The organism is Fuscibacter oryzae, assembly GCF_016765795.1.
In the GTDB taxonomy this organism is placed as follows: domain Bacteria; phylum Pseudomonadota; class Alphaproteobacteria; order Rhodobacterales; family Rhodobacteraceae; genus Fuscibacter; species Fuscibacter oryzae.
Window position 1 is genome coordinate 373,747 of record NZ_JAESVP010000002.1, and the last position, 19,344, is coordinate 393,090.

Sequence of the window (19,344 nt, forward strand, 5' to 3'; positions counted from 1 at the left end):
CAATTGGCGTTATGATGTTGCGGGCCGGGCACAGCCCCCCGCAGGTTTTGGGGGGTCTTTCTGGTGGTGTCGAGCGCCCGCAGCAGCACCTGGCTGCGTCTGACGCGCCTGCGGCGGCAGCGTCGGATTCAAACCGGGCTGACCTTTCTGCTGGTGCTTATGGGCCCGGCGCTGGCGCTGCTGACGTTTTTTGCGCTGGGTCCGGCAAATCTGGGTGCCGAGTCGAGCGCGCTGCGCTTGGTGCTGTTGGCCGACATCGTTTACGTCCTGTTGGTCGCGGCTCTTATTCTGGCGCGTGTCATGCGGATGGTGGCCGACCGGCGGCGGCAATCTGCCGGGTCGCGGTTGCACCTGCGGCTGACCGGGGTGTTTGCCTTCGTGGCGCTGGTGCCGACGATTCTGGTCGCGGTCTTTGCCGTGCTGAACCTGAACATCGGGCTGGAGGGCTGGTTTTCCGACCGGGTGCGTAACGTGGTAGGCTCTTCCCTGTCCGCCGCTCAGGCTTATGAGGGCGAACATACCGCCGCGCTGACCGAAGACGCGCAAAAGCTGGCCGCCTATCTGAACGTGGCCAAGCAATCGACCTTTTTCCTGTCAGACGGCGATGTGCGCCCGGTGCTGACCCAAGGCCAGGCATCGGTGCAGCGCGGGCTGAAAGAGGTGTTCCTGATCGACGGCGGCGGAGATCTGAAAACCCGCGGTGAACGGTCGTATCTGTTCAATTTCGATGAACCTACGCCCGACCAGATTGCCCGCGCCAAGGCGGGCGAAACCGTGATCATCGAGGATTGGGCGAATGACGAATTCCGCGCCATTGTCCATCTGGATGCATTTGCCGACCGCTATCTTTATGTCTCGCGTACGGTGGATGGCAAACTGCTGTCACTCTTGGATGACACCAAGCAGACCGTCGCGCTGTATCAACAGCTAGAAGCAGAGCGCGGCCGGGTGTTGTTCAACTTTGGCCTGCTGTATCTGGGCTTTGCGCTGATCCTTGTGCTGGCGGCCGTCTGGCTGGGCCTGTGGTTCGCGGAACGCCTGTCGCGCCCGATCGGGCGGCTGGCGGCGGCGGCGGGGCGCGTGGGGGCGGGCGATCTGGCGGTGCAGGTGGTCGAGGAAGAGGGCGATGACGAAATTGCCACCCTTGGCCGCATCTTCAACCAGATGACCCGCCAACTGGATGGCCAGCGCGAGGCGCTGATGCAGAACCACCGCCAGACCGAAGGCCAGCGGCGTCTGTTCGATTCGGTGCTGTCCAACGTCACCGCCGGGGTGATCGGCTTGAATGCCGAAGGCCGGATTGATTTTTCCAACCGGGCGGCGGCGCGGTTGCTGGATATGTCGGGCGCCACGGATCAGCCAATCGTTGAGACCGTGCCAGAGTTCGCCGATCTGTTCGAGCGCTTGCGCGAAGGGCAGGGCGCTGTGCAGGAAGAGATTCGACTGACCCGTCAGGGCAAGCTGGAAAGCCTTTTGGTCCGCATGACTCCGCGCCGGACCGAAGGCGGCCGGGTCGAAGGCTATGTGGTGGCATTCGATGATGTGACCGATCTGGTCAGCGCGCAGCGCATGGCCGCCTGGGGGGACGTGGCGCGGCGCATCGCGCATGAGATCAAGAACCCGCTGACGCCGATTCAGCTTTCGGCAGAACGCATCAAGCGCAAGTTCCGCCGCGAGGTGGCAGAGCCGGAAGAGCTGGAGCAACTTTCAGACGTCATCATACGGCAAACCAATGACTTGCGCCGCATTGTTGATGAGTTTTCCAAGTTCGCCCGTATGCCCGAACCCGACCGGAGAGAGGCCGATCTGGTCGAACTGGTCCGCGCTGCGGTCATGTTGCAGGAAAACGGCCAGCCCGGCGTGACCTTTCGCAAGGCGCTGCCAAGCCAGCCGGTCGTGCTGGAGATCGACGGCACGATGATTGGTCAGGCGTTGACAAACCTGATCAAGAACGCCGGGGAAGCCATTGAATCCTTGCAGGAAAAATCCGCCACGCCGGGTCTTGTGCCTGAAATCCGCATTGAAATGCTGACCGATGGCGATGGCGCGACAATCACCATCGCCGATAATGGCATCGGCCTGCCACCCGATCGGGCGCGGCTGTTCGAACCCTATGTGACGACGCGCGAAAAAGGCACGGGCCTTGGCCTGCCCATCGTCAAGAAGATCATCGAAGAACATGGCGGGACGCTGACTCTAGAGGATGCGCCCGCCTTTGACGGCAACGACCATCGCGGCGCGATGGCTGTAATCCGGCTGCCCCGGCTGACCCGCCGGCGCGCAGGCCGCAATGGAACCGGCGGAGGCCAGGCAGAGTCATGACCAACATCCTGATTACCGACGACGAAAAAGACATTCGCGAACTGATCGGCGATATTCTGCGGGACGAGGGCTTTGCCGTGCGTCTTGCCGCCAATTCCGACGAATGTATGGAGGCGATCAACGCCGAGCCCCCGGCGCTGATGATTCTGGATATCTGGCTTAAAGACAGCCGGATGGACGGGATCGACATCCTGAAAACCGTCAAGCGCGACAATCCCGATATTCCGATTGTCATCATCTCGGGCCACGGCAACATCGAGATTGCGGTCGCGGCGATCAAGCAGGGCGCTTATGATTTTATCGAAAAGCCGTTCAACATCGATCAATTGATGGTGGTGGTTTCCCGCGCGATGGAAGCCAGCCGTCTCCGGCGCGAGAATGCCGACCTGCGGCGGCGGGACGGGGTGACAACCGATATGCTCGGGTCGTCGCCCGCGTTCCGGGCACTGAAATCGCAGCTTGAAAAGGTCACGAAGTCGAACGGTCGCGTGATGCTGACCGGCCCGGCCGGGTCGGGCAAAGAGATGGCCGCGCGCTTCATCCACACCCATTCCAACCGCGCCTCGGGGCCGTTTGTGTCGGTTTCGTCCGCGACGGTTGAAGCTGAACGGATGGAAGAGGTTCTTTTCGGCCGCGAAACGACAGAACGCGGGGTGGAAAAGGGTCTGCTGGAGCAGGCCCATGGCGGTATCGTCTATTTTGACGAGGTGGCTGACATGCCGCCCGGCACGCAATCAAAAATCCTGCGGGTTCTTACCGAACAACAGTTCACAAGGGCGGGCGGTGCCGACAAAGTTCGGGTGGATCTGCGGGTGATTTCATCAACGACGCGCGATTTGCGCGCCGAAATTCAGGCCGGCCGCTTCCGGCAGGAACTGTACGACCGCCTGAATGTGGTGCCGATCCCGGTTCCCGCGCTGGAGGAACGGCGCGAGGATATTCCCGAACTGACCCGCTATTTCATCGAAGGGTTTCACCGCAGTCAGGGCCTGCCCCTGCGCGATCTGACGCCCGAGGCCGAGGCCATGCTGCAAACCATGTCCTGGCCCGGCAACATCCGCCAGTTGCGCAACGTGATCGAGCGCGTGCTGATCCTGGGCGAGTCCGGCGGCTTGATCGAAGCGCGCGAACTGCCCGGTCAGGAAATGGCGACCGAGACGGGCGGCAAGCTGGTGCTGGGCGGCGGCATGGCCACGCTGCCACTGCGTGAGGCGCGCGAGGTGTTTGAACGCGAATATCTGCTGACCCAGATCAACCGCTTTGGTGGCAATATCAGCCGAACGGCGGGCTTTGTCGGGATGGAACGCAGCGCGCTGCACCGCAAGCTGAAATCTTTGGGCGTTGTCACCTCGGCCAAGGGGCGCGGTGATGAGGCTGAGGATGAGGGGGATGAGGAATAGGGCGCTCGGTTGACCGGGTTGCCCTGATCTGACATGCAAGGGCCGACAGGCCGACGGGGTGTTCGATGAAGGTGATCATCTGCGGTGCGGGGCAGGTTGGCTGGCAGATTGCCCGCCACCTTTCCGGCGAAAAGAACGACGTCACGGTTATCGACCAGAACGCCGATCTTGTGCATCGGGCGACCGAAACCCTTGATGTGCAAGGGGTTCATGGCCATGCCAGCCACCCCGATGTGCTGGAACGCGCCGGTGCGCGTGATGCCGACATGATCATTGCCGCCACCCAGTCGGACGAGGTGAACATGATCGCCTGTCAGGTGGCCCATTCGGTGTTTTCGGTGCCGCGCAAGATTGCCCGCATTCGGGCGCAGTCCTATCAGGCCGATGCCTATGCCGATCTGTTTCGTCGCGAACATCTGTCGATCGACGTGATCATCAACCCAGAGCGCGAGGTGGCCGAAGCTGCGTTGCAACGTCTCGCGGCCCCGGCGGCGTTCGATACTGAAAGCTTCATGGGCGGCAAGGCGCAACTCTTGGGCATTCAACTGACCGAAGATTGCCCGGTTCTGATGACCCCTCTGCGCCATCTGAGTGAGCTGTTTTCCACCCTGCGCGCCATTGTGGTGGGCATCCGGCGGCAGGACAACCTCTATGCCCCGGAACCGCGCGACCTGCTGTTGCCGGGCGACCAGATTTACGTCTTTGTCCATTCGGCGGATGTGGAGCGCACGCTGGAGGCCTTTGGCAAGAAATCAAAACGGCAAGAGCGGGTGATTATCATCGGGGGCGGCAACGTGGGGCTGGAGGTGGCGCGCACGCTGGAACGCCGCACCGAGCGCGTCCGCGCCCGTATCATCGAGAAAGATCGCCCACGGGCCGAAGCAGCCGCCGATGGCCTTAACCGAACAATCGTTCTGTTGGGCGACGGGATGGACCTTGATCTGTTGAACGAGGCGGCGATTGACCGCGCCGATGCCGTGCTGACCGTGACCGATGACGACCGCACCAACCTGTTGGCGGCGGTGCGGGCCAAGCAGGCAGGCTGCCCGATGGCGATTGCGCTGGTCAACGACCCGACACTGGCCAGCCTGATGGCCCCGCTGGACATTGACGCCTATATCAACCCCCGCGCCGTGACGGTTTCGTCGATCCTGCGCCATATCCGCCATGGCCGGGTGCGCGCGATCTATTCCATCGGCGATGCCGAGGCCGAGGTGATCGAGGCGATGGTGCTGTCCACCTCGCCCATGGCGGGCAAGCTGATCAGGGACATCGATTTTCCCGAAGGCGTGCTGGTTGGGGGCGTGATGAAGGGCGATCAGCTTGCCAAGCCCAACGGCGATTTGCGGATTGATGCGGGCGACGTGGTGGCCCTGTTCGCCATGACCAAGGATGTGCCAGAGGTCGAGCGGCTGCTGCAAGTCTCGGTAGAGTTTTTCTAGGCGATGCAACGGCTTGGGGAACTTCCACTGCTGGTGGTTCTTATGGTCCTGACCGGGCTGGCGATGCTGGTGCCCGCCTTTCACGCCGAGGTTTTGCAGGCCCATCGCGTGGCGCGGGCCTTTGTTTATGCGGCCATCATGGTGTTTGTTCTGGCCGGGATGCTGGGCATTGTGATCCGGCCGGCGCTGCGCAGGCCCGGTGCGCGCCACCAGTTGCTGACTGTCGCGCTGCCTTATCTGGTGCTGCCGCCCTTGCTGGCCTTGCCCATGCTGCCGGAAGAGGGCGGTGGCTTGCAGTTGCGCGATGCATGGTTTGACATGCTGGCGGCCTTTACCACCACAGGCGCCACGATTTTCGGGCCGCCCGACCTTTCGCCCTCGGTCCATTTGTGGCGGGCGATGGTGGGCTGGCTGGGGGGGCTGTATATCCTTGTCGTGGCGCTGGCGGTGCTGATGCCTCTGAACCTTGGCGGGATGGAGGTGTTGTCGGGCCGCACGCCGGGGCGCGGCTCTGGTGCCGCCCAGATCACCGAGGTGGCGGGGTTTGGTGCCCGTTTGATGCGCTTTTCGCTGCGGATCGCGCCGCTTTATGCCGGGATGACGCTGGCGCTGTGGATATTGTTGCTGCTGGCAGGAGAGGACAATCTGATCGCCCTTTGCCATGCGATGTCCACGCTTTCGACCTCTGGCATCTCGCCGGTGGGCGGGCTTGCTGCGGGCCGGGCCGGGTGGCCGGGCGAGGTGCTGGTGTTCGCCTTCCTGCTGTTGGCGCTGTCACGCTGGCCGCTGACCCGTGCGCTGGGGCTGCAACGCGCGCAACCTTTGTGGCATGACCCTGAATTGCGGGCCGCTGCCTTGTTGCTGGCCGTGGTGCCGATGGTGATCGTGCTGCGCCTGTGGTGGGGCGCGGCACAGGCGGGCGCGGGCGCGGACATTGCTGCCCTGCTGCGCGCCTGGTGGAGCGAACTGTTCATGGCCCTGTCCTTCCTGACAACCACCGGGTTCGAAAGCGCGAACTGGCCGCAGGCGCTGGCTTGGGCGCATCAGCCTGCGGCGGCGGCGGCCTTTTGGGGGCTGGCGATTCTGGGTGGTGGTGTTGCCACGACGGCGGGGGGCATTCGTCTTTTACGGGTGGTCGCGCTGTTTCGCCATTCGCGTGACGAGCTGGAGCGCCTGATCCACCCGAATCTGGTAACGGGCCAATACGGTGCCGCGCGCCAGATTGCGCGCCAGGGTGTGGCCTTGGCTTGGGTGTTCTTTACCCTGTTCGGACTGTCGCTGGCCGCCACGACCGGCCTTTTGTCGTTGACCGGGCAAGGCTTTGAAAACGCGATGATTATGTCAATCGCCGCGCTGACGAACACCGCCCCCGTGGTGTCGATCTTGCCAGAGCTGGGGCAGCCATGGGCCATGGTCGATCTGCCGGGCCGCATTGTTCTGGGCGCGGCAATGGTGCTGGGACGGTTGGACATTCTGGCGGTGCTGGTGCTTTTCCTGCCCGACACATGGCGCGGCTGATGCGGCGCGGCTGCCCCACCTCTGCCTAAAGTGCTGTTTTGGGCTTGGAATTCCCCAAACGGTCGCGCAATACTGTTTCTCGGGCGCACCAGCGAGGGGGCGCGCCACGTGCGACTGACAAAAAGGGCAAGAAACCGATGGCCGCCGACAAGCAAAATTTGCAGGATGCTTTCCTTAACCACGTCCGCAAGGCAAAGATTCCTGTAACGATCTTTCTGATCAACGGGGTCAAGTTGCAGGGTGTCATCACCTGGTTTGACAATTTCTGCGTACTTTTGCGTCGAGATGGGCAATCGCAACTGGTTTACAAGCATGCGATCTCCACCATCATGCCGGGCGGGCCGGTCAACCTTTACGAAGGTGAAGACTGATTTCCGATCTTCCAGAAGACGAAGATGACTTTGATCTGCCGTTCGAACAGGACGGCGGGATTGAGGCGTATGAGACAGAAGGCGCACGCACCCGCGCCTGGATTGTTCATCCTGAACTGAAGGGCGCGCAGACCCGCCGTCTTGCCGATCATGCGCTGGCCGAAGCCGTCAGTCTGGCCGATGCCCTGCCGGGGCTGGAGGTTCTGGGGTCCGAGGTGGTGCGCCTGTCGCGGGTGCATCCGGGCACGCTGTTCGGCTCCGGCAAGGTTGAGGAGCTTGGTGCGCGGTTCAAGGCCGCCGAGGTGGGGCTGGTACTGGTGGACGGCATCGTTTCGCCCATCCAGCAGCGCAATCTGGAAAAGGAATGGGGCGTCAAGCTGCTGGATCGCACCAGCCTGATCCTTGAAATTTTCGCCGACCGCGCCCGCACCCGCGAAGGGGTGTTGCAGGTCGAACTGGCGGCCCTGTCCTATCAGCGTAGCCGTCTGGTCCGCGCCTGGACTCACCTGGAACGCCAGCGCGGCGGCTTTGGCTTCGTGGGCGGGCCGGGCGAGACGCAGAAAGAGGCTGACCGCCGCGCGATTGACGATCAGGTCATCCGGCTGAAGAAACAGTTGGAGCGTGTGGTGAAAACCCGCGAACTGCACCGCGCCGCCCGGCGCAAGGTGCCGTTTCCGGTGGTGGCGCTGGTCGGCTATACCAATGCCGGAAAGTCCACGCTTTTCAACCGCATGACCGGGGCTGATGTGCTGGCCAAGGACATGCTTTTTGCCACGCTGGACCCTACGATGCGGGCGATTGTGCTGCCTTCGGGGCGCAAGATCATCGCCTCTGATACCGTGGGGTTTATCAGCGATCTGCCGACGCAACTGGTTGCCGCCTTTCGCGCCACGCTGGAAGAGGTGCTGGAGGCCGATCTGGTGCTGCATGTCCGCGACATCAGCCACCCTGAATCGGCGGAACAGGCGGCGGATGTGGCCGACATCCTGTCCTCGCTGGGCATGGACAAGGCCGTGCCGATGTTCGAGGTCTGGAACAAACTGGATCTGGTGGACCCTGGCCAGCACGAGGCGCTGGCCGTGCAGGCCGCCAACCGAGAGGGCGTGTTCCCGATCTCGGCGTTGACGGGCGAGGGGCTGCCCGCGCTGCTCGACACGATTTCAGCGGCCTTTGACGAAGAGAAATCTGAACGCGACCTGACCCTCGGCTTTGCCGATGGCAAGCGGCGCGCCTGGCTGCATCAGGAAGGCGTGGTCACGTCCGAAGAGCAGGGCGAAGAGGGCTGGCAGATTGCCGTGCTATGGACCGCCCGGCAGGAAAAGCGCTACCGCGAGTTGTGACTGCGGCCCGGACGGGCCAGGCGCAGATAAACGCTGTCACACCATTCATCCCGCCATTGCATGGTACGTTCGGCGCGGTGGGTTTCCTGAAACCCCAATCGTGCCAGCAACCCCAGCGAGGCCGCATTGCGCGGGTCCGCCTCTGCCGTCAGGTGATGGGTGTCGTGCCATGTGAACAGGTGTTCAATAATGGCCTCCATCACTTCGCGCGCATAGCCCTTGCCCCAGTGATCGGGGTGGAGCAGAAAGCCGACCTCTGGCACCCGCCACATGCCGGCCTTGCCGATCACCCGACCCTCCAGTTCGATGACGAAATCATCGCCTCCGTTGGCGTTGTTCGCGATCATCCGGGCCAGATATTCGGCGGTGCGCTGTGGCGTTTCATGTTCCGGGTGCGCCCAATGGCGCATGGTCTGCGGCTGGCGCATGGCGTCATGCAGGTCGGCCACATCGGCCATCTGCGGCTTGCGCAGGGTCAGGCGCGCGGTAGTGATGCGGTCGGGGCGGATCATGGGGGGGCAGGTGTCAGCCAGGCGTCACCCACCGCGGCCGCACGGGCCAAGGCGGGGTCCAGGCTCATCGGAATGTATTCGCCGCGCCGCCAAAGCTCTGACTGGTCATCATAAAACCGCGACAGCGGGTGCCCCGACTGGCCGGTAGAAATGATGAAAACCGAGGAATCCGGGTCGGCAAAGTCATAGACCCCGCGATAGGCCCCGGCGTGCACGTTCAGGAACGGTTCGGCCCCATCGCCCTTGGTGCGCCCCCGCATCAGCGTGGTATCGCCGCCGCTGGTCGATTGGCGGATGTTGACGAAATAGCGCAGCACCGGCACATCGCCCAGAACCGGGTGATCATGCGCGGCCTGATGCGCATCGCCCCAGCGCCAGCTTTCGATGTTGGGGCCGTATTTCTCCGACAGGTTCAGCAGCGCCTCATCCAGCGAGCTGCGGGCAATATCGGTGCAGGTTTCCACGGGTGCGGACTGGATGACATCACACCAGACCGAAGCACCACCCTCATTTCTGAACACACGTTCAACAAACAAAGGCTCAATATGGGTGAACTTATCGGCCATCGGGCCGATTTCATCCCGAAGCAAACGGTCTTGCAGCACGCGCAACCATTCTTCGGCAATCAGCGGTTCTGGCAGATGTTCATTCATCTCGCCGTTCCATTCCGCCATCAGCTTCAGCGCGGTCTGGCGCTGGCGTTCGGGCGTGCCCTCGGGGGCGGCATCGCCGGTGAACCACAGATCGGCCCCGATCAGCGGCAAAAGATTGCGGGCGGTGGGGTCCACGGTATCAAGCTGCGCCTCGATGAAACTTTCGCGGGTATGCACCTCGCGGGTTTTCATCAGCGCCAGCCAGCGCTGGATGCGCTGGGTGTCGCCCCAGTCGAATGACACATGCAGCGGGAAGGGGCGGTCGATGATCTTGTTGTTAGTGTTGCCCAGCAATCCCGAACCGGGGTTCACAAAGCGCGGGTTGTCCTCATAGGGCAGCATCCCGGTCCAGCGGTTCTTGCCCTCCCATCCCGGCGCGGGCATCCGGCCTTGGGTGCGGTGGCCGGGGTCGCGCGCGGGCATTGCGCCGATCAGTTGCAGGGCAATGCCGTTCTGGTCGGCCAGCATCAGGTTCTGGCTGGGGGCGATGAACAGGCGGCCTGCCTCGATCGCCTCATCGACCGAGGCAGAGGTCATCAGCCGCACCGCCGCCGTCATCGAAGTGTCCTTGTCCGACAGCGCCGTCCATTCCAGCGCCGCCACATGGCCCGCAGGCGTCACCGATTGCAGGTCATAATGGCTGCCGGGCAGGATCGGACCGCTTTCGCTCCACCTTTGGGTGATGGTGACGGGGGGCGCATCTTTCACAGTGATGATGGTGCGCCGGGTAATGAAGGGCTTGGGGCCTTCGGGGGTCAAATATTCCTCGGGGTTGGCGGGATTGATCTTTTCGATCACCACATCCTGATCGTCCAGATAGCTGGAGGTCAGCCCCCAGCCCAGCTTGTCACTGCGCCCGACCAGCACGATCGGCATGCCCGGAATCGTGCCGCCAATTACCCCGCCCGTGGGCAGTTGCAGCCGCGCCAGATACCAGAAGGACGGCGCGGTCAGTTGCAGGTGCGGGTCATTGGCCAACAAGCTGCCCCCGGCGGCAGAGCGTTTCGGCACCGCCGCCCAGGCATTCGACGCGCCCGCGAAAGCTGCCGAATGAAACGGTGAGAGCGGGTCATCCAGATAGGCCAGCTTGCGCGGGTTGGCGGCGGGCATCGGCCCCGGCATCAGGCTGGCATAATCGGGCAGGGCGGCGACGGCGGGGTTCGGATCGTCCGCCAACAGGTCGCGCAAACGCTCTGGTGGCAAGATCAGCGACAGTTGCGCGCGCTGCACCTCTGATTCCAAATGGCTGGAAAGTTGCAGCGCCATCAGCTTTTGGATGGCAAGGCAGTCGGCGGGTGACCAGGCGGCGATCTCATTGGAAAAAAAGAAGAATTCTGGCGCGCCACGCCCGCGCGCACCCGAATTGACCTGTTCGATCCAGGCGTTGACCCCAGAGGAATAGGCCGCCAGCGCCGCCTTGGTGCGGTCGTCCTGCACCTCGACCGAGGTTTTGGCCAGCGTGTAAAGGTCAAGCCGCCGCATCAGCTCATCTATCTTTACCGTGCGCGTGCCGAACAGTTCCGACAGGCGGCCCTGGGCGGTGCGGCGCAGCATGGTCATCTGCCACAGCCGGTCTTGTGCATGAACAAAGCCAAGGGCGTAAAAGGCGTCCGCCTCGGTTTTGGCAAAGATATGCGGCACGTTGTTGTTGTTGCGCACGATCTCAACCGGCTGTTCAACGCCCGAGAGGGTGAAATTCTCGTTATAATCCGGCAGCGAGCGCGTCAGAATCCAATAGGCCAGCAGCAACGCCACAACCCCCAGCACAACAAGGCCGGTGAACAGGCGCAAAAGCCAGCGGAACGCGAGGACCATCGGGGGCTCCTTGACGGCAGGGACGCGATGCCTTCCTAGTCCGAAACCGGAATGGCGGCAATGCGATGGGGTTCACAGGATGGCGAAGGTGGCGTTTCTGGGTCTGGGCGTGATGGGGTTCCCGATGGCGGGCCATCTTGCGGCCAAGGGGCATCAGGTGACGGTGTGGAATCGCAGCCCGGCCAAGGCGGCGGCTTGGGTGGAAAAGCACGGCCACAGCGCCGCGCCCACCGCCCGCGAGGCGGCAGCGGGGGCCGAGTTTGTCATGGCCTGCGTCGGCAATGATGACGATCTGCGGCAGGTTTGCCTTGGCCCGGATGGCGCCTTTGCCGGTATGGCCAAGGGTGCGATCTTTGTCGATCACACCACGGTTTCAGCGGGTGTCACGCGCGAGATGGCGGCTGTCGCGGCCGGTCTTGGCCATGGCTATGTCGATGCGCCGGTCTCGGGCGGGCAGGCGGGGGCGGAAAACGGTGTCCTGTCCATCATGTGCGGCGGGGCCGACAGCGATTATGCCAAGGCAGAGCCCGTGCTGGCCGCCTATGCCCGCATTTGCCGCCGTCTGGGTGAGGTGGGGGCAGGCCAACTGGCCAAGATGATGAACCAGATCTGCATTGCCGGTCTGATGCAGGGTCTGTCAGAGGCGCTGGCTTTTGGTCAGAAGGCCGGGCTTGACTGTGCCGCCGTGGTTGAAGTGATCAGTCAGGGCGCTGCCGGGTCGTGGCAGATGCAGAACCGCCACAAGACCATGCTGGCCGATCAGTTCGATTTCGGCTTTGCGGTGGACTGGATGCGCAAGGATCTGAAAATCTGTCTGGAAACCGCCGACCAGATCGGGGCGCAACTGCCGGTGACCGCCTTGATCGATCAGTTCTACAAGGATGTGCAATTGATGGGCGGCGGGCGGAACGACACCTCCAGCCTGATCCGGCGTCTGAAGTAACCTTGGGCTTCAGCCTTCGGCCCGGAGTATCTGAAAATGTGCAAGTTATTGGTAATTCACGACATTTGCCATTCTTGAAATACTCCGGGGTCCGGGGCGGCGCCCCGGCGGCCGGGTGTCAGGGGATGATGCGGGTGTATTTCACACCGGCAACCGAAGCCCCGGCGATCAGGCCCTGTTGGCCAAAGACCAGCGCCACCACCGGGTCAAGCTCGGTCGTCTCTTTGCCCAGCGACTGGCCCATTTCGGGCGTGGCATAGCGGATGTCAGCCCCTGCGGCCCAGCCGGGAGAGCGGCGGAATTCGGCAAGTGCCGCATCAGTGGTGAAAAACAGCGCATGGGCATATTGCTGCGCGCCGATCTGCAAACCAAAGCTGGCCTTGGTGGAAGAATAGTAATCCACCGTCACATCGCGAATGCGCAGGGCACCGCGGCCATAGCTGCCGCCAAAGCCAAAACCCGCCTCGGTCACCAGCGGCATGTAGAGAACGCCCGCCGACCGCGCGGCCAGGTCTTGCGTGCCCGGATAGCGCTGGAACAGATAGTCGCGCGTCGCATTCACCCGCGCGTCGATCTGCGCCGATCCGTTCGACCCGATGCCATTGCCGCCAACGCAAGCCGACAGCGCCGCCGTGCCGCCGCCCAAAAGGACCAACCGTCTGGAAATCATGCCCGCCTCCTCGAAATAATGGGCAACTTATGTGCCCTTTGTTTCCGGCAAGTTACTTGTTTCGCGGCACCCTGTCACCGGGTTGCGCGCGCAGTGGCGAAAATGTGCAACCTAGCCCCGCAAGGCTCGTGCAACGGCGGGGGCGAAATAGGTCAGGATGCCGTCGCAGCCGGCGCGCTTGAAGGCCAGCAGGCTTTCCATCATCGCCTTTTCACCATCGATCCAGCCATTCTGCGCCGCCGCCTTGATCATCGCGTATTCACCGGACACCTGGTAGGCAAAGGTCGGCGCGCCAAAGGCGTCCTTAACCCGGCGGCAGATGTCCAGATAGGGCATGCCCGGTTTCACCATCACCATATCGGCCCCTTCGCGCAGGTCGCGTTCAACCAGACGCAGCGCCTCATCCGAATTGCCGGGGTTCATCTGATAGGTCTTCTTGTCGCCCACCAGCGCGCCGCTGGCCCCCACCGCATCGCGGAACGGGCCGTAAAAGGCGCTGGCGTATTTCGCGGCATAGGACATGATCGCCACATCCTTGTGGCCCGCCGCCTCCAGCGCCACACGGATCGCGCCGATCCGGCCATCCATCATATCGGACGGGCCAAGAATGTCTGCCCCGGATTCGGCCTGTGCCAAGGCCATCTTGACCAGCGCCTCGACCGTTTCGTCATTCAAAATCACGCCATCCACGACAAAACCGTCATGCCCAAGCGCGTTATAGGGGTCGAGCGCGATATCGGTCATCACCGCGATATCCGGCACCGCCGCCTTGATCGCGCGAATGGCGCGGTTGGTCAGGTTGTCGGGGTTCCACGCCTCTTCGCAAGTCAGGGTTTTCACCGAAGGATCGGTATAGGGAAACAGGCAAATCGCCGGAATGCCCAAGGCTGCCGCCTCTTCCGCCGCCCGCACCACATTGTCGATCGACAGCCGGTCAACCCCGGGCATCGAGGCGATCGGCTCTTGTACATTGTCACCATCGCGGATGAAAACCGGCCAGATCAGGTCGCCCACGCCCAGCGTGTGTTCTTGCACAAGGTTGCGCAGGGCAGGGGTGCGGCGCAGGCGGCGAAAGCGGTGGGCGGGGCTGGGGATCGTGTACATTGGGGGCCTCGCGCGGCGAAGGGGCTTGCGAACATGCGCCTTGCCTGCCATGGAAACCTGCGCGCCTCAAGACGCAAAAGGGCGCAGGCAAGGGGCCGGGTCGTGGGTGTTTACAAGACCGTTCTGGAACTGATCGATCTTAGGTCGTTTTCCAACCTCTGGTATTGGATCATGCTGGGGGTCATGTGGTCATCGGCCAGCCATTGGGTGCTGGGCGTTCCGTGGGACATGATCACCAAGGCGCAACGTCAGCCCGGTCAGGCGCAAACCGATGCGCTGGACCTGACGCGGATCAACATCGACCGGATGCTGGATATCATTGAAACCTCTGGCCTGTGGCTGATGGGGTTTGCGGCCTTTATGATCACCGGGCTGGGGATGCTGGCCTTTTGGTATTGGGTTGAATTTGCGCAGGCTTTGCTGTTGCTGGTGGCCCCGCTTGGCATTCTGGTGATGATGTCGGTGCGGCGTGCGCGCAAGGTGCGCCTGCTGCTGGATCAGTGGCCGGTGGTCTACATTCAGTTGCGCAACCATAGAATTCTGGTGCAACTGCTTGGGATGATTTCAATTTTCATCACCTCGATGTTCGGCATGTGGCAAAACATGATGATTGGCGCCCCGTTCTGAGATGACAGGCCCGCGCATCATTCTGGGCGGCGCGCCAGAGGGCTATGACGCCCGGCTGCTGCTGAAGGAACTGGCCAAGGGTGCGCCGGTCCTGCACATCGCGCGCGATGACAAGCGGATGGAGGCGATGCGTGCGGCCCTTGCCGTCTATGCGCCCGGAACCGTGGTGTTGGACCTGCCAGCGTGGGATTGCCTTCCTTACGACCGTGTTTCCCCCAACCCCGAGATTTCGGCCCGCCGGATGGCGACGCTGGCCACGCTGGCGGGCGGTCTGTCGGGGGCCTTCGTGCTGCTGACCACAATGACCTCGGCCACCCAGCTGCTGCCCGCGCGGGAAACGCTGCGCACTGCCAGCTTTGCCGCACGTCTTGGGGACAGGGTGGATGAGGGGCGCTTGCGCGGATTTCTGGCGCGGATGGGGTTCTCGCCGGTTTCCACCGTGGCAGAGCCGGGCGACTACGCCATTCGCGGCGGCATTGTTGACCTGTGGCCGCCGGGCACGCGTGGGCCCATTCGGCTGGATTTCTTTGGCGATCAACTGGATGGCATCCGCCGCTTTGACGCCACCACCCAGCGCACGGTCGAAAAGCTGACCGCCATCGAATTTGCGCCGATGTCAGAGGTGATTCTGGACGAGGCCGCTATCACCCGGTTTCGCCAGACCTATCGGGCAGAGTTCGGGGCAGGCGGGTCGGACGATCCGCTGTATGAGGCAGTTTCGGCGGGTCGCAAGCATCAGGGGATGGAACATTGGCTGCCCTTCTTCCATGCCCGTATGGAGACTTTGTTCGACTACCTGCCCGATGCCACCGTGATGCTGGACGATCAGGTTACGCCCGCCCGCCTGTCGCGGTGGGAGGGTATTGCTGACGCCTATGATGCCCGGCGCGAGGCAATGAACGCGCGTGGACGGATGGATTCGGTCTATAAACCCTGCCCGCCGGATCAGCTTTATCTTGACGATGCGGCGTGGGAGGATGCGCTGCGCGAGACCCGCGTCGTGCAACTGTCGCCCTTGGCGCAGGCTCCGGGGCCGGGTGTACTGGACGCAAGCGGGCGGATCGGGCGCAGTTTTGCGCCAGAGCGTCAGCAAGAGAATGTAAGCCTTTTTGGGGCTTTGGCAGACCATCTTAAAGCGTTGCTTCAAGATCGGCAGGTTGTTATCGCCTCTTGGTCCGAAGGGGCGCGCGAACGGCTGAAGGGGCTGTTGGAAGATCAGGGTCTGACCGGCACGCGTGAGGTGAAAGACTTCCGTGAAGTGCCTGATGGAAAAGGCGGATTGTTCCTGATGGTCTGGGCGCTGGAGGCGGGGTTCACCGCCCCCGGCCTTGCCGTAATCAGCGAGCAGGACGTGCTGGGCGACCGTCTGGCCGCAAAGCCCCGGAAAAAGCGCAAGGCCGAGAATTTCCTGCGCGACGCCGAAAGCCTGTCGGTCGGCGATCTGGTGGTGCATGTCGAACATGGCGTCGGGCGCTATCTGGGGCTGGAAACCATCACCGCGCTAGGTGCCCCCCATGCCTGCGTGATGCTGGAATATGCCGAGGGCGCAAAGCTTTACCTGCCGGTCGAGAATATCGAACTGCTGTCCCGATACGGGCATGAGGAAGGGCTGCTGGACAGGCTGGGCGGTGGCGCCTGGCAGGCCAAGAAGGCCAAGCTGAAAGAGCGCATCAAGGAGATTGCCGATCGTCTGATGCGGATTGCGGCTGAGCGTGCCCTGCGCCACGCGCCGATTCTGGAGGCTCCGCACAGTATTTGGGAGGCCTTTGCCGCCCGCTTTCCCTATCAGGAAACCGACGACCAGTTGGCCGCGATTGCCGATGTCGTGGCCGATCTGGAAAAGGGCAGCCCGATGGACCGCCTGATCGTCGGCGATGTCGGCTTTGGCAAAACCGAGGTGGCGATGCGCGCGGCCTTTGTCGCGGCGCTGTCAGGGATGCAGGTGGCGGTGATCTGCCCGACGACGCTGCTGGCTCGCCAGCATTACCGCAGCTTTGCCGAACGGTTCCGGGGCTTTCCAGTGACCGTGCGGCCCCTGTCGCGCTTTGTCAGTGCCAAGGACGCCAATGCCACCCGCGCCGCGATGACCGATGGCACGGTGGATATTGTGGTTGGCACCCATGCCCTGCTGGCCAAGGGGGTGAAATTCAAGAACCTTGGCCTGCTGGTGATCGACGAGGAGCAACATTTCGGCGTGACTCACAAGGAACGCCTGAAAGAGATGCGGTCGGAGATTCACGTTCTGACCCTGACCGCAACGCCGATTCCGCGCACCCTGCAACTGTCGCTGACCGGCGTGCGCGACCTGTCGATCATCGCCACCCCGCCGGTGGACCGCCTTGCGATCCGCACCTATGTTTCGGAATTCGATACAATCACGATCCGAGAGGCTTTGCTGCGCGAACATTATCGCGGCGGGCAAAGCTTTTTCGTCGTGCCACGCCTGTCCGACCTGCCGGATGTGGAAGAGTTCCTGAAGCTGCATGTGCCAGAGGTCAGCACCATCATCGCCCATGGCCAACTGGCGGCGGGTGACCTTGATCAGCGGATGAATGATTTCTACGACGGCAAGGCCGATGTGCTGCTGGCGACGACCATCGTGGAATCCGGTCTGGATATTCCCACTGCCAATACCATGGTGGTCTGGCGCGCCGACATGTTCGGCCTTGGACAGTTGTACCAGATTCGCGGCCGTGTCGGCCGGTCGAAAACCCGCGCCTATTGCTTCCTGACAACCAAGCCGCGCCTGCCTCTGACCCCGCAGGCGCAAAAACGCCTGCGCCTGCTGGGCAGCCTCGACAGCCTGGGCGCTGGCTTCAACCTAGCCAGCCACGATCTTGACCTGCGCGGGGCCGGGAACCTCTTGGGCGAGGAGCAGTCGGGCCATATCAACGAGGTCGGCTATGAGCTGTATCAGCAGATGCTGGAAGAAACGATTGCCAGGATCAAATCGGGTGAGATTGGCGGCCTGAGCGCGATTGACGATCAGTGGTCGCCGCAGATCAACTTGGGTGTGCCGGTGATGATCCCGGAAACCTATATCCCCGATCTCGATATCCGGCTTGGCCTTTATCGCCGCCTGTCGGGCCTTGCCAGCAAGGTGGAACTGGAAGGATTTGCGGCGGAGTTGATCGACCGTTTCGGCCCCATTCCAAAAGAGGTGAACACCCTGATGCTGATCGTGCGCATCAAGGCGATGTGCAAGCGGGCGGGGATCAGTCGGCTGGATGCGGGGCCGCGCGGGGCGACGGTGCAGTTTCACAATGACAAATTCGCCAACCCCGCGGGGCTGGTCGAATTCTTGCGCGATCAGGGGACCGGGGCCAAGGTGCAGGGCAACAAAATCGTGCTGACCGGAGAGATGAAACTTGAATCCGACCGGATCAAAGGCGCCTTCGCCATCGCCCGTGATTTGGCCGAAAAGGCCAAGGCGCGCTAGCGCCTGGCAAGCCGCATCAGCCCCAGCGCCAGCGTGGCAAAGATCAGCACCGCCGTCATCAGTGGTACTTGTGTCCCATTCAGCATCTGCCCGACAGGGATTGCCAGCAGCACCGCCGCCACCGTTGCTAGGGCAGAGATGACTGATGAGGCAAGGCCCGCGATATGGCCCACAGGCTCCATCGCCAGCGCGTTAAGATTTCCCATCGTCAGGCCCATCATCGCAAACAGCCCGACCGACCACAGCAGATGCGCCGGAAAGGCCATCGTTTCGGGCATTATTCCAGCCACGATCAAGGCAAGGATCACCGCCGTCAGCGCCACCACATAGCCATAGGTCGCCACCACCACCGCCCGCATCCCTACCCGCATCACGATACGCGAATTCACGAAGCTGCCGGTCATCGAGGTCAGCGCGATCCCGGCGAACCAATATGGGAAATTGTCGCCCTGACCGAAACGCTGATCAAAGATGCCTTGCATCGAGGACAGGGTGGAGAACAGCATCGCCAGCGTCAGCGTCTGGCACAGAACCGAGATCACAACGATGCGGTGGCTGAAAACCTCTGCCACTCCGCGCGTCAGGGCGTCCAATGCCAGCGGGCGGCGGCTGGCAGGAGGCAGGGTTTCGGGCTGGCGCAGGGCCAGCCAGCCAGAGCTGAAGGCGGCAAAGACCACATAGGTCAGAAAGATCGTGTGCCACCCGGCAAGCGCAACGATGCCCTGACCCATCATCGGGGCGACCGCCGGAACCAAGGTAAAGATCATCATGGCGAAAGACATGATCCGCGCCATCTCGCGTCCTGAAAACAAATCGCGCACCATTGCGATGGAAACCGCGCGCGGCCCGGCAGAGCCGAGGCCCTGAACGACGCGGGCGATCAGCAGAATCTCCAGCGAATTTGCCATCCAGCAGGCCATCGCCCCGATGGCATACAGCACCGCGCCGCCGATAATCACCGGCTTGCGACCAAAAGCGTCCGACATCGGCCCGGCGAACAGGGTGCCCAGCCCCATGCCAAAGACGAACGAGGTGATAACCAGTTGCGCACGGTTGGGCGCATCGGGCGACAGGCTGGCTGCAATTTCCGGCAATGCAGGCAGCATCGCGTCGATGGAAATCGCGATGGTGGCGAACAGAACGGCGATCAGGGCGATGAATTCGCCGTTGGAAAGGCGGGCTTGCATG

Annotated in this window: 14 protein-coding genes; 9 read left to right on the forward strand and 5 right to left on the reverse strand. The window is 62.7% G+C overall.

From position 1 onward, the window contains the following. The first annotated feature begins 63 nt into the window (after positions 1-63). The 6 genes from JI744_RS05080 (at position 64) to hflX (ending at position 8,393) form a co-directional block, all read left to right on the forward strand. A complete protein-coding gene (locus JI744_RS05080) occupies positions 64-2,322 on the forward strand; it encodes a sensor histidine kinase NtrY-like (RefSeq protein ID WP_202658604.1) in 2,259 nt (752 codons plus the stop codon). Next, the gene (gene ntrX, locus JI744_RS05085; RefSeq protein WP_202658605.1) at positions 2,319-3,722 is read left to right on the forward strand and encodes a nitrogen assimilation response regulator NtrX; all 1,404 of its coding nucleotides are present in this window, start codon (positions 2,319-2,321) and stop codon (positions 3,720-3,722) included. The genes JI744_RS05080 and ntrX overlap by 4 nt, the downstream gene beginning before the upstream one ends. Positions 3,723-3,787: 65 nt before the next feature. Next, positions 3,788-5,164, forward strand: coding sequence for a Trk system potassium transporter TrkA (gene trkA, locus JI744_RS05090; RefSeq protein WP_202658606.1), 1,377 nt, complete (start codon positions 3,788-3,790; stop codon positions 5,162-5,164). Positions 5,165-5,167: 3 nt separating this feature from the next. Further along, positions 5,168-6,682 carry a TrkH family potassium uptake protein gene (locus JI744_RS05095; RefSeq protein ID WP_202658607.1) on the forward strand — a complete coding sequence of 505 codons (1,515 nt, stop codon included), beginning with the start codon at positions 5,168-5,170 and terminating at the stop codon, positions 6,680-6,682. A gap of 137 nt (positions 6,683-6,819) precedes the next feature. Further along, positions 6,820-7,053 carry an RNA chaperone Hfq gene (gene hfq / locus JI744_RS05100; protein ID WP_202658608.1) on the forward strand — a complete coding sequence of 78 codons (234 nt, stop codon included), beginning with the start codon at positions 6,820-6,822 and terminating at the stop codon, positions 7,051-7,053. Positions 7,054-7,154: 101 nt separating this feature from the next. Continuing rightward, on the forward strand, positions 7,155-8,393 hold the full coding sequence (hflX, locus tag JI744_RS05105; protein ID WP_202658788.1) for a GTPase HflX: 1,239 nt from the start codon (positions 7,155-7,157) through the stop codon (positions 8,391-8,393). Here hflX and JI744_RS05110 read toward each other — a convergent pair. Both JI744_RS05110 and JI744_RS05115 read right to left on the reverse strand, forming a co-directional pair. Continuing rightward, positions 8,378-8,905: a GNAT family N-acetyltransferase gene (locus JI744_RS05110; RefSeq protein WP_202658609.1), complete on the reverse strand. Its 528-nt coding sequence runs from the start codon at positions 8,903-8,905 to the stop codon at positions 8,378-8,380. The genes hflX and JI744_RS05110 overlap by 16 nt on opposite strands. After that, positions 8,902-11,373, reverse strand: a complete 2,472-nt coding sequence (locus JI744_RS05115) for a penicillin acylase family protein (protein WP_202658610.1) — start codon at positions 11,371-11,373, stop codon at positions 8,902-8,904. The genes JI744_RS05110 and JI744_RS05115 overlap by 4 nt, the downstream gene beginning before the upstream one ends. A gap of 79 nt (positions 11,374-11,452) precedes the next feature. On the opposite strand from JI744_RS05115, the gene JI744_RS05120 reads away from it, so the two are divergent. Beyond that, complete coding sequence (locus JI744_RS05120) at positions 11,453-12,316, forward strand: NAD(P)-dependent oxidoreductase (protein ID WP_202658611.1); 864 nt, start codon at positions 11,453-11,455, stop codon at positions 12,314-12,316. A 118-nt stretch (positions 12,317-12,434) separates the two neighbouring features. On the opposite strand, the gene JI744_RS05125 is transcribed toward JI744_RS05120, so the two are convergent. Next, positions 12,435-12,986 (reverse strand): lipid-binding SYLF domain-containing protein, encoded by a 552-nt coding sequence (locus JI744_RS05125; protein ID WP_202658612.1) that lies wholly within the window; start codon positions 12,984-12,986, stop codon positions 12,435-12,437. A gap of 111 nt (positions 12,987-13,097) precedes the next feature. Beyond that, positions 13,098-14,090: a porphobilinogen synthase gene (hemB, locus tag JI744_RS05130; RefSeq protein ID WP_202658613.1), complete on the reverse strand. Its 993-nt coding sequence runs from the start codon at positions 14,088-14,090 to the stop codon at positions 13,098-13,100. 102 nt (positions 14,091-14,192) lie between these two features. Between hemB and JI744_RS05135 the strand changes: the two genes are divergently transcribed. Both JI744_RS05135 and mfd read left to right on the forward strand, forming a co-directional pair. Beyond that, positions 14,193-14,717, forward strand: coding sequence for a component of SufBCD complex (locus JI744_RS05135; protein ID WP_202658614.1), 525 nt, complete (start codon positions 14,193-14,195; stop codon positions 14,715-14,717). 1 nt (position 14,718) lies between these two features. Then, a complete protein-coding gene (gene mfd / locus JI744_RS05140; protein ID WP_202658615.1) occupies positions 14,719-18,156 on the forward strand; it encodes a transcription-repair coupling factor in 3,438 nt (1,145 codons plus the stop codon). On the opposite strand, the gene JI744_RS05145 is transcribed toward mfd, so the two are convergent. After that, entirely contained in the window at positions 18,153-19,343 is a 1,191-nt protein-coding gene (locus tag JI744_RS05145; RefSeq protein WP_202658616.1) for a multidrug effflux MFS transporter, read from the reverse strand. The two genes, mfd and JI744_RS05145, sit on opposite strands and share 4 nt — an antisense overlap. Position 19,344 lies beyond the last annotated feature (1 nt).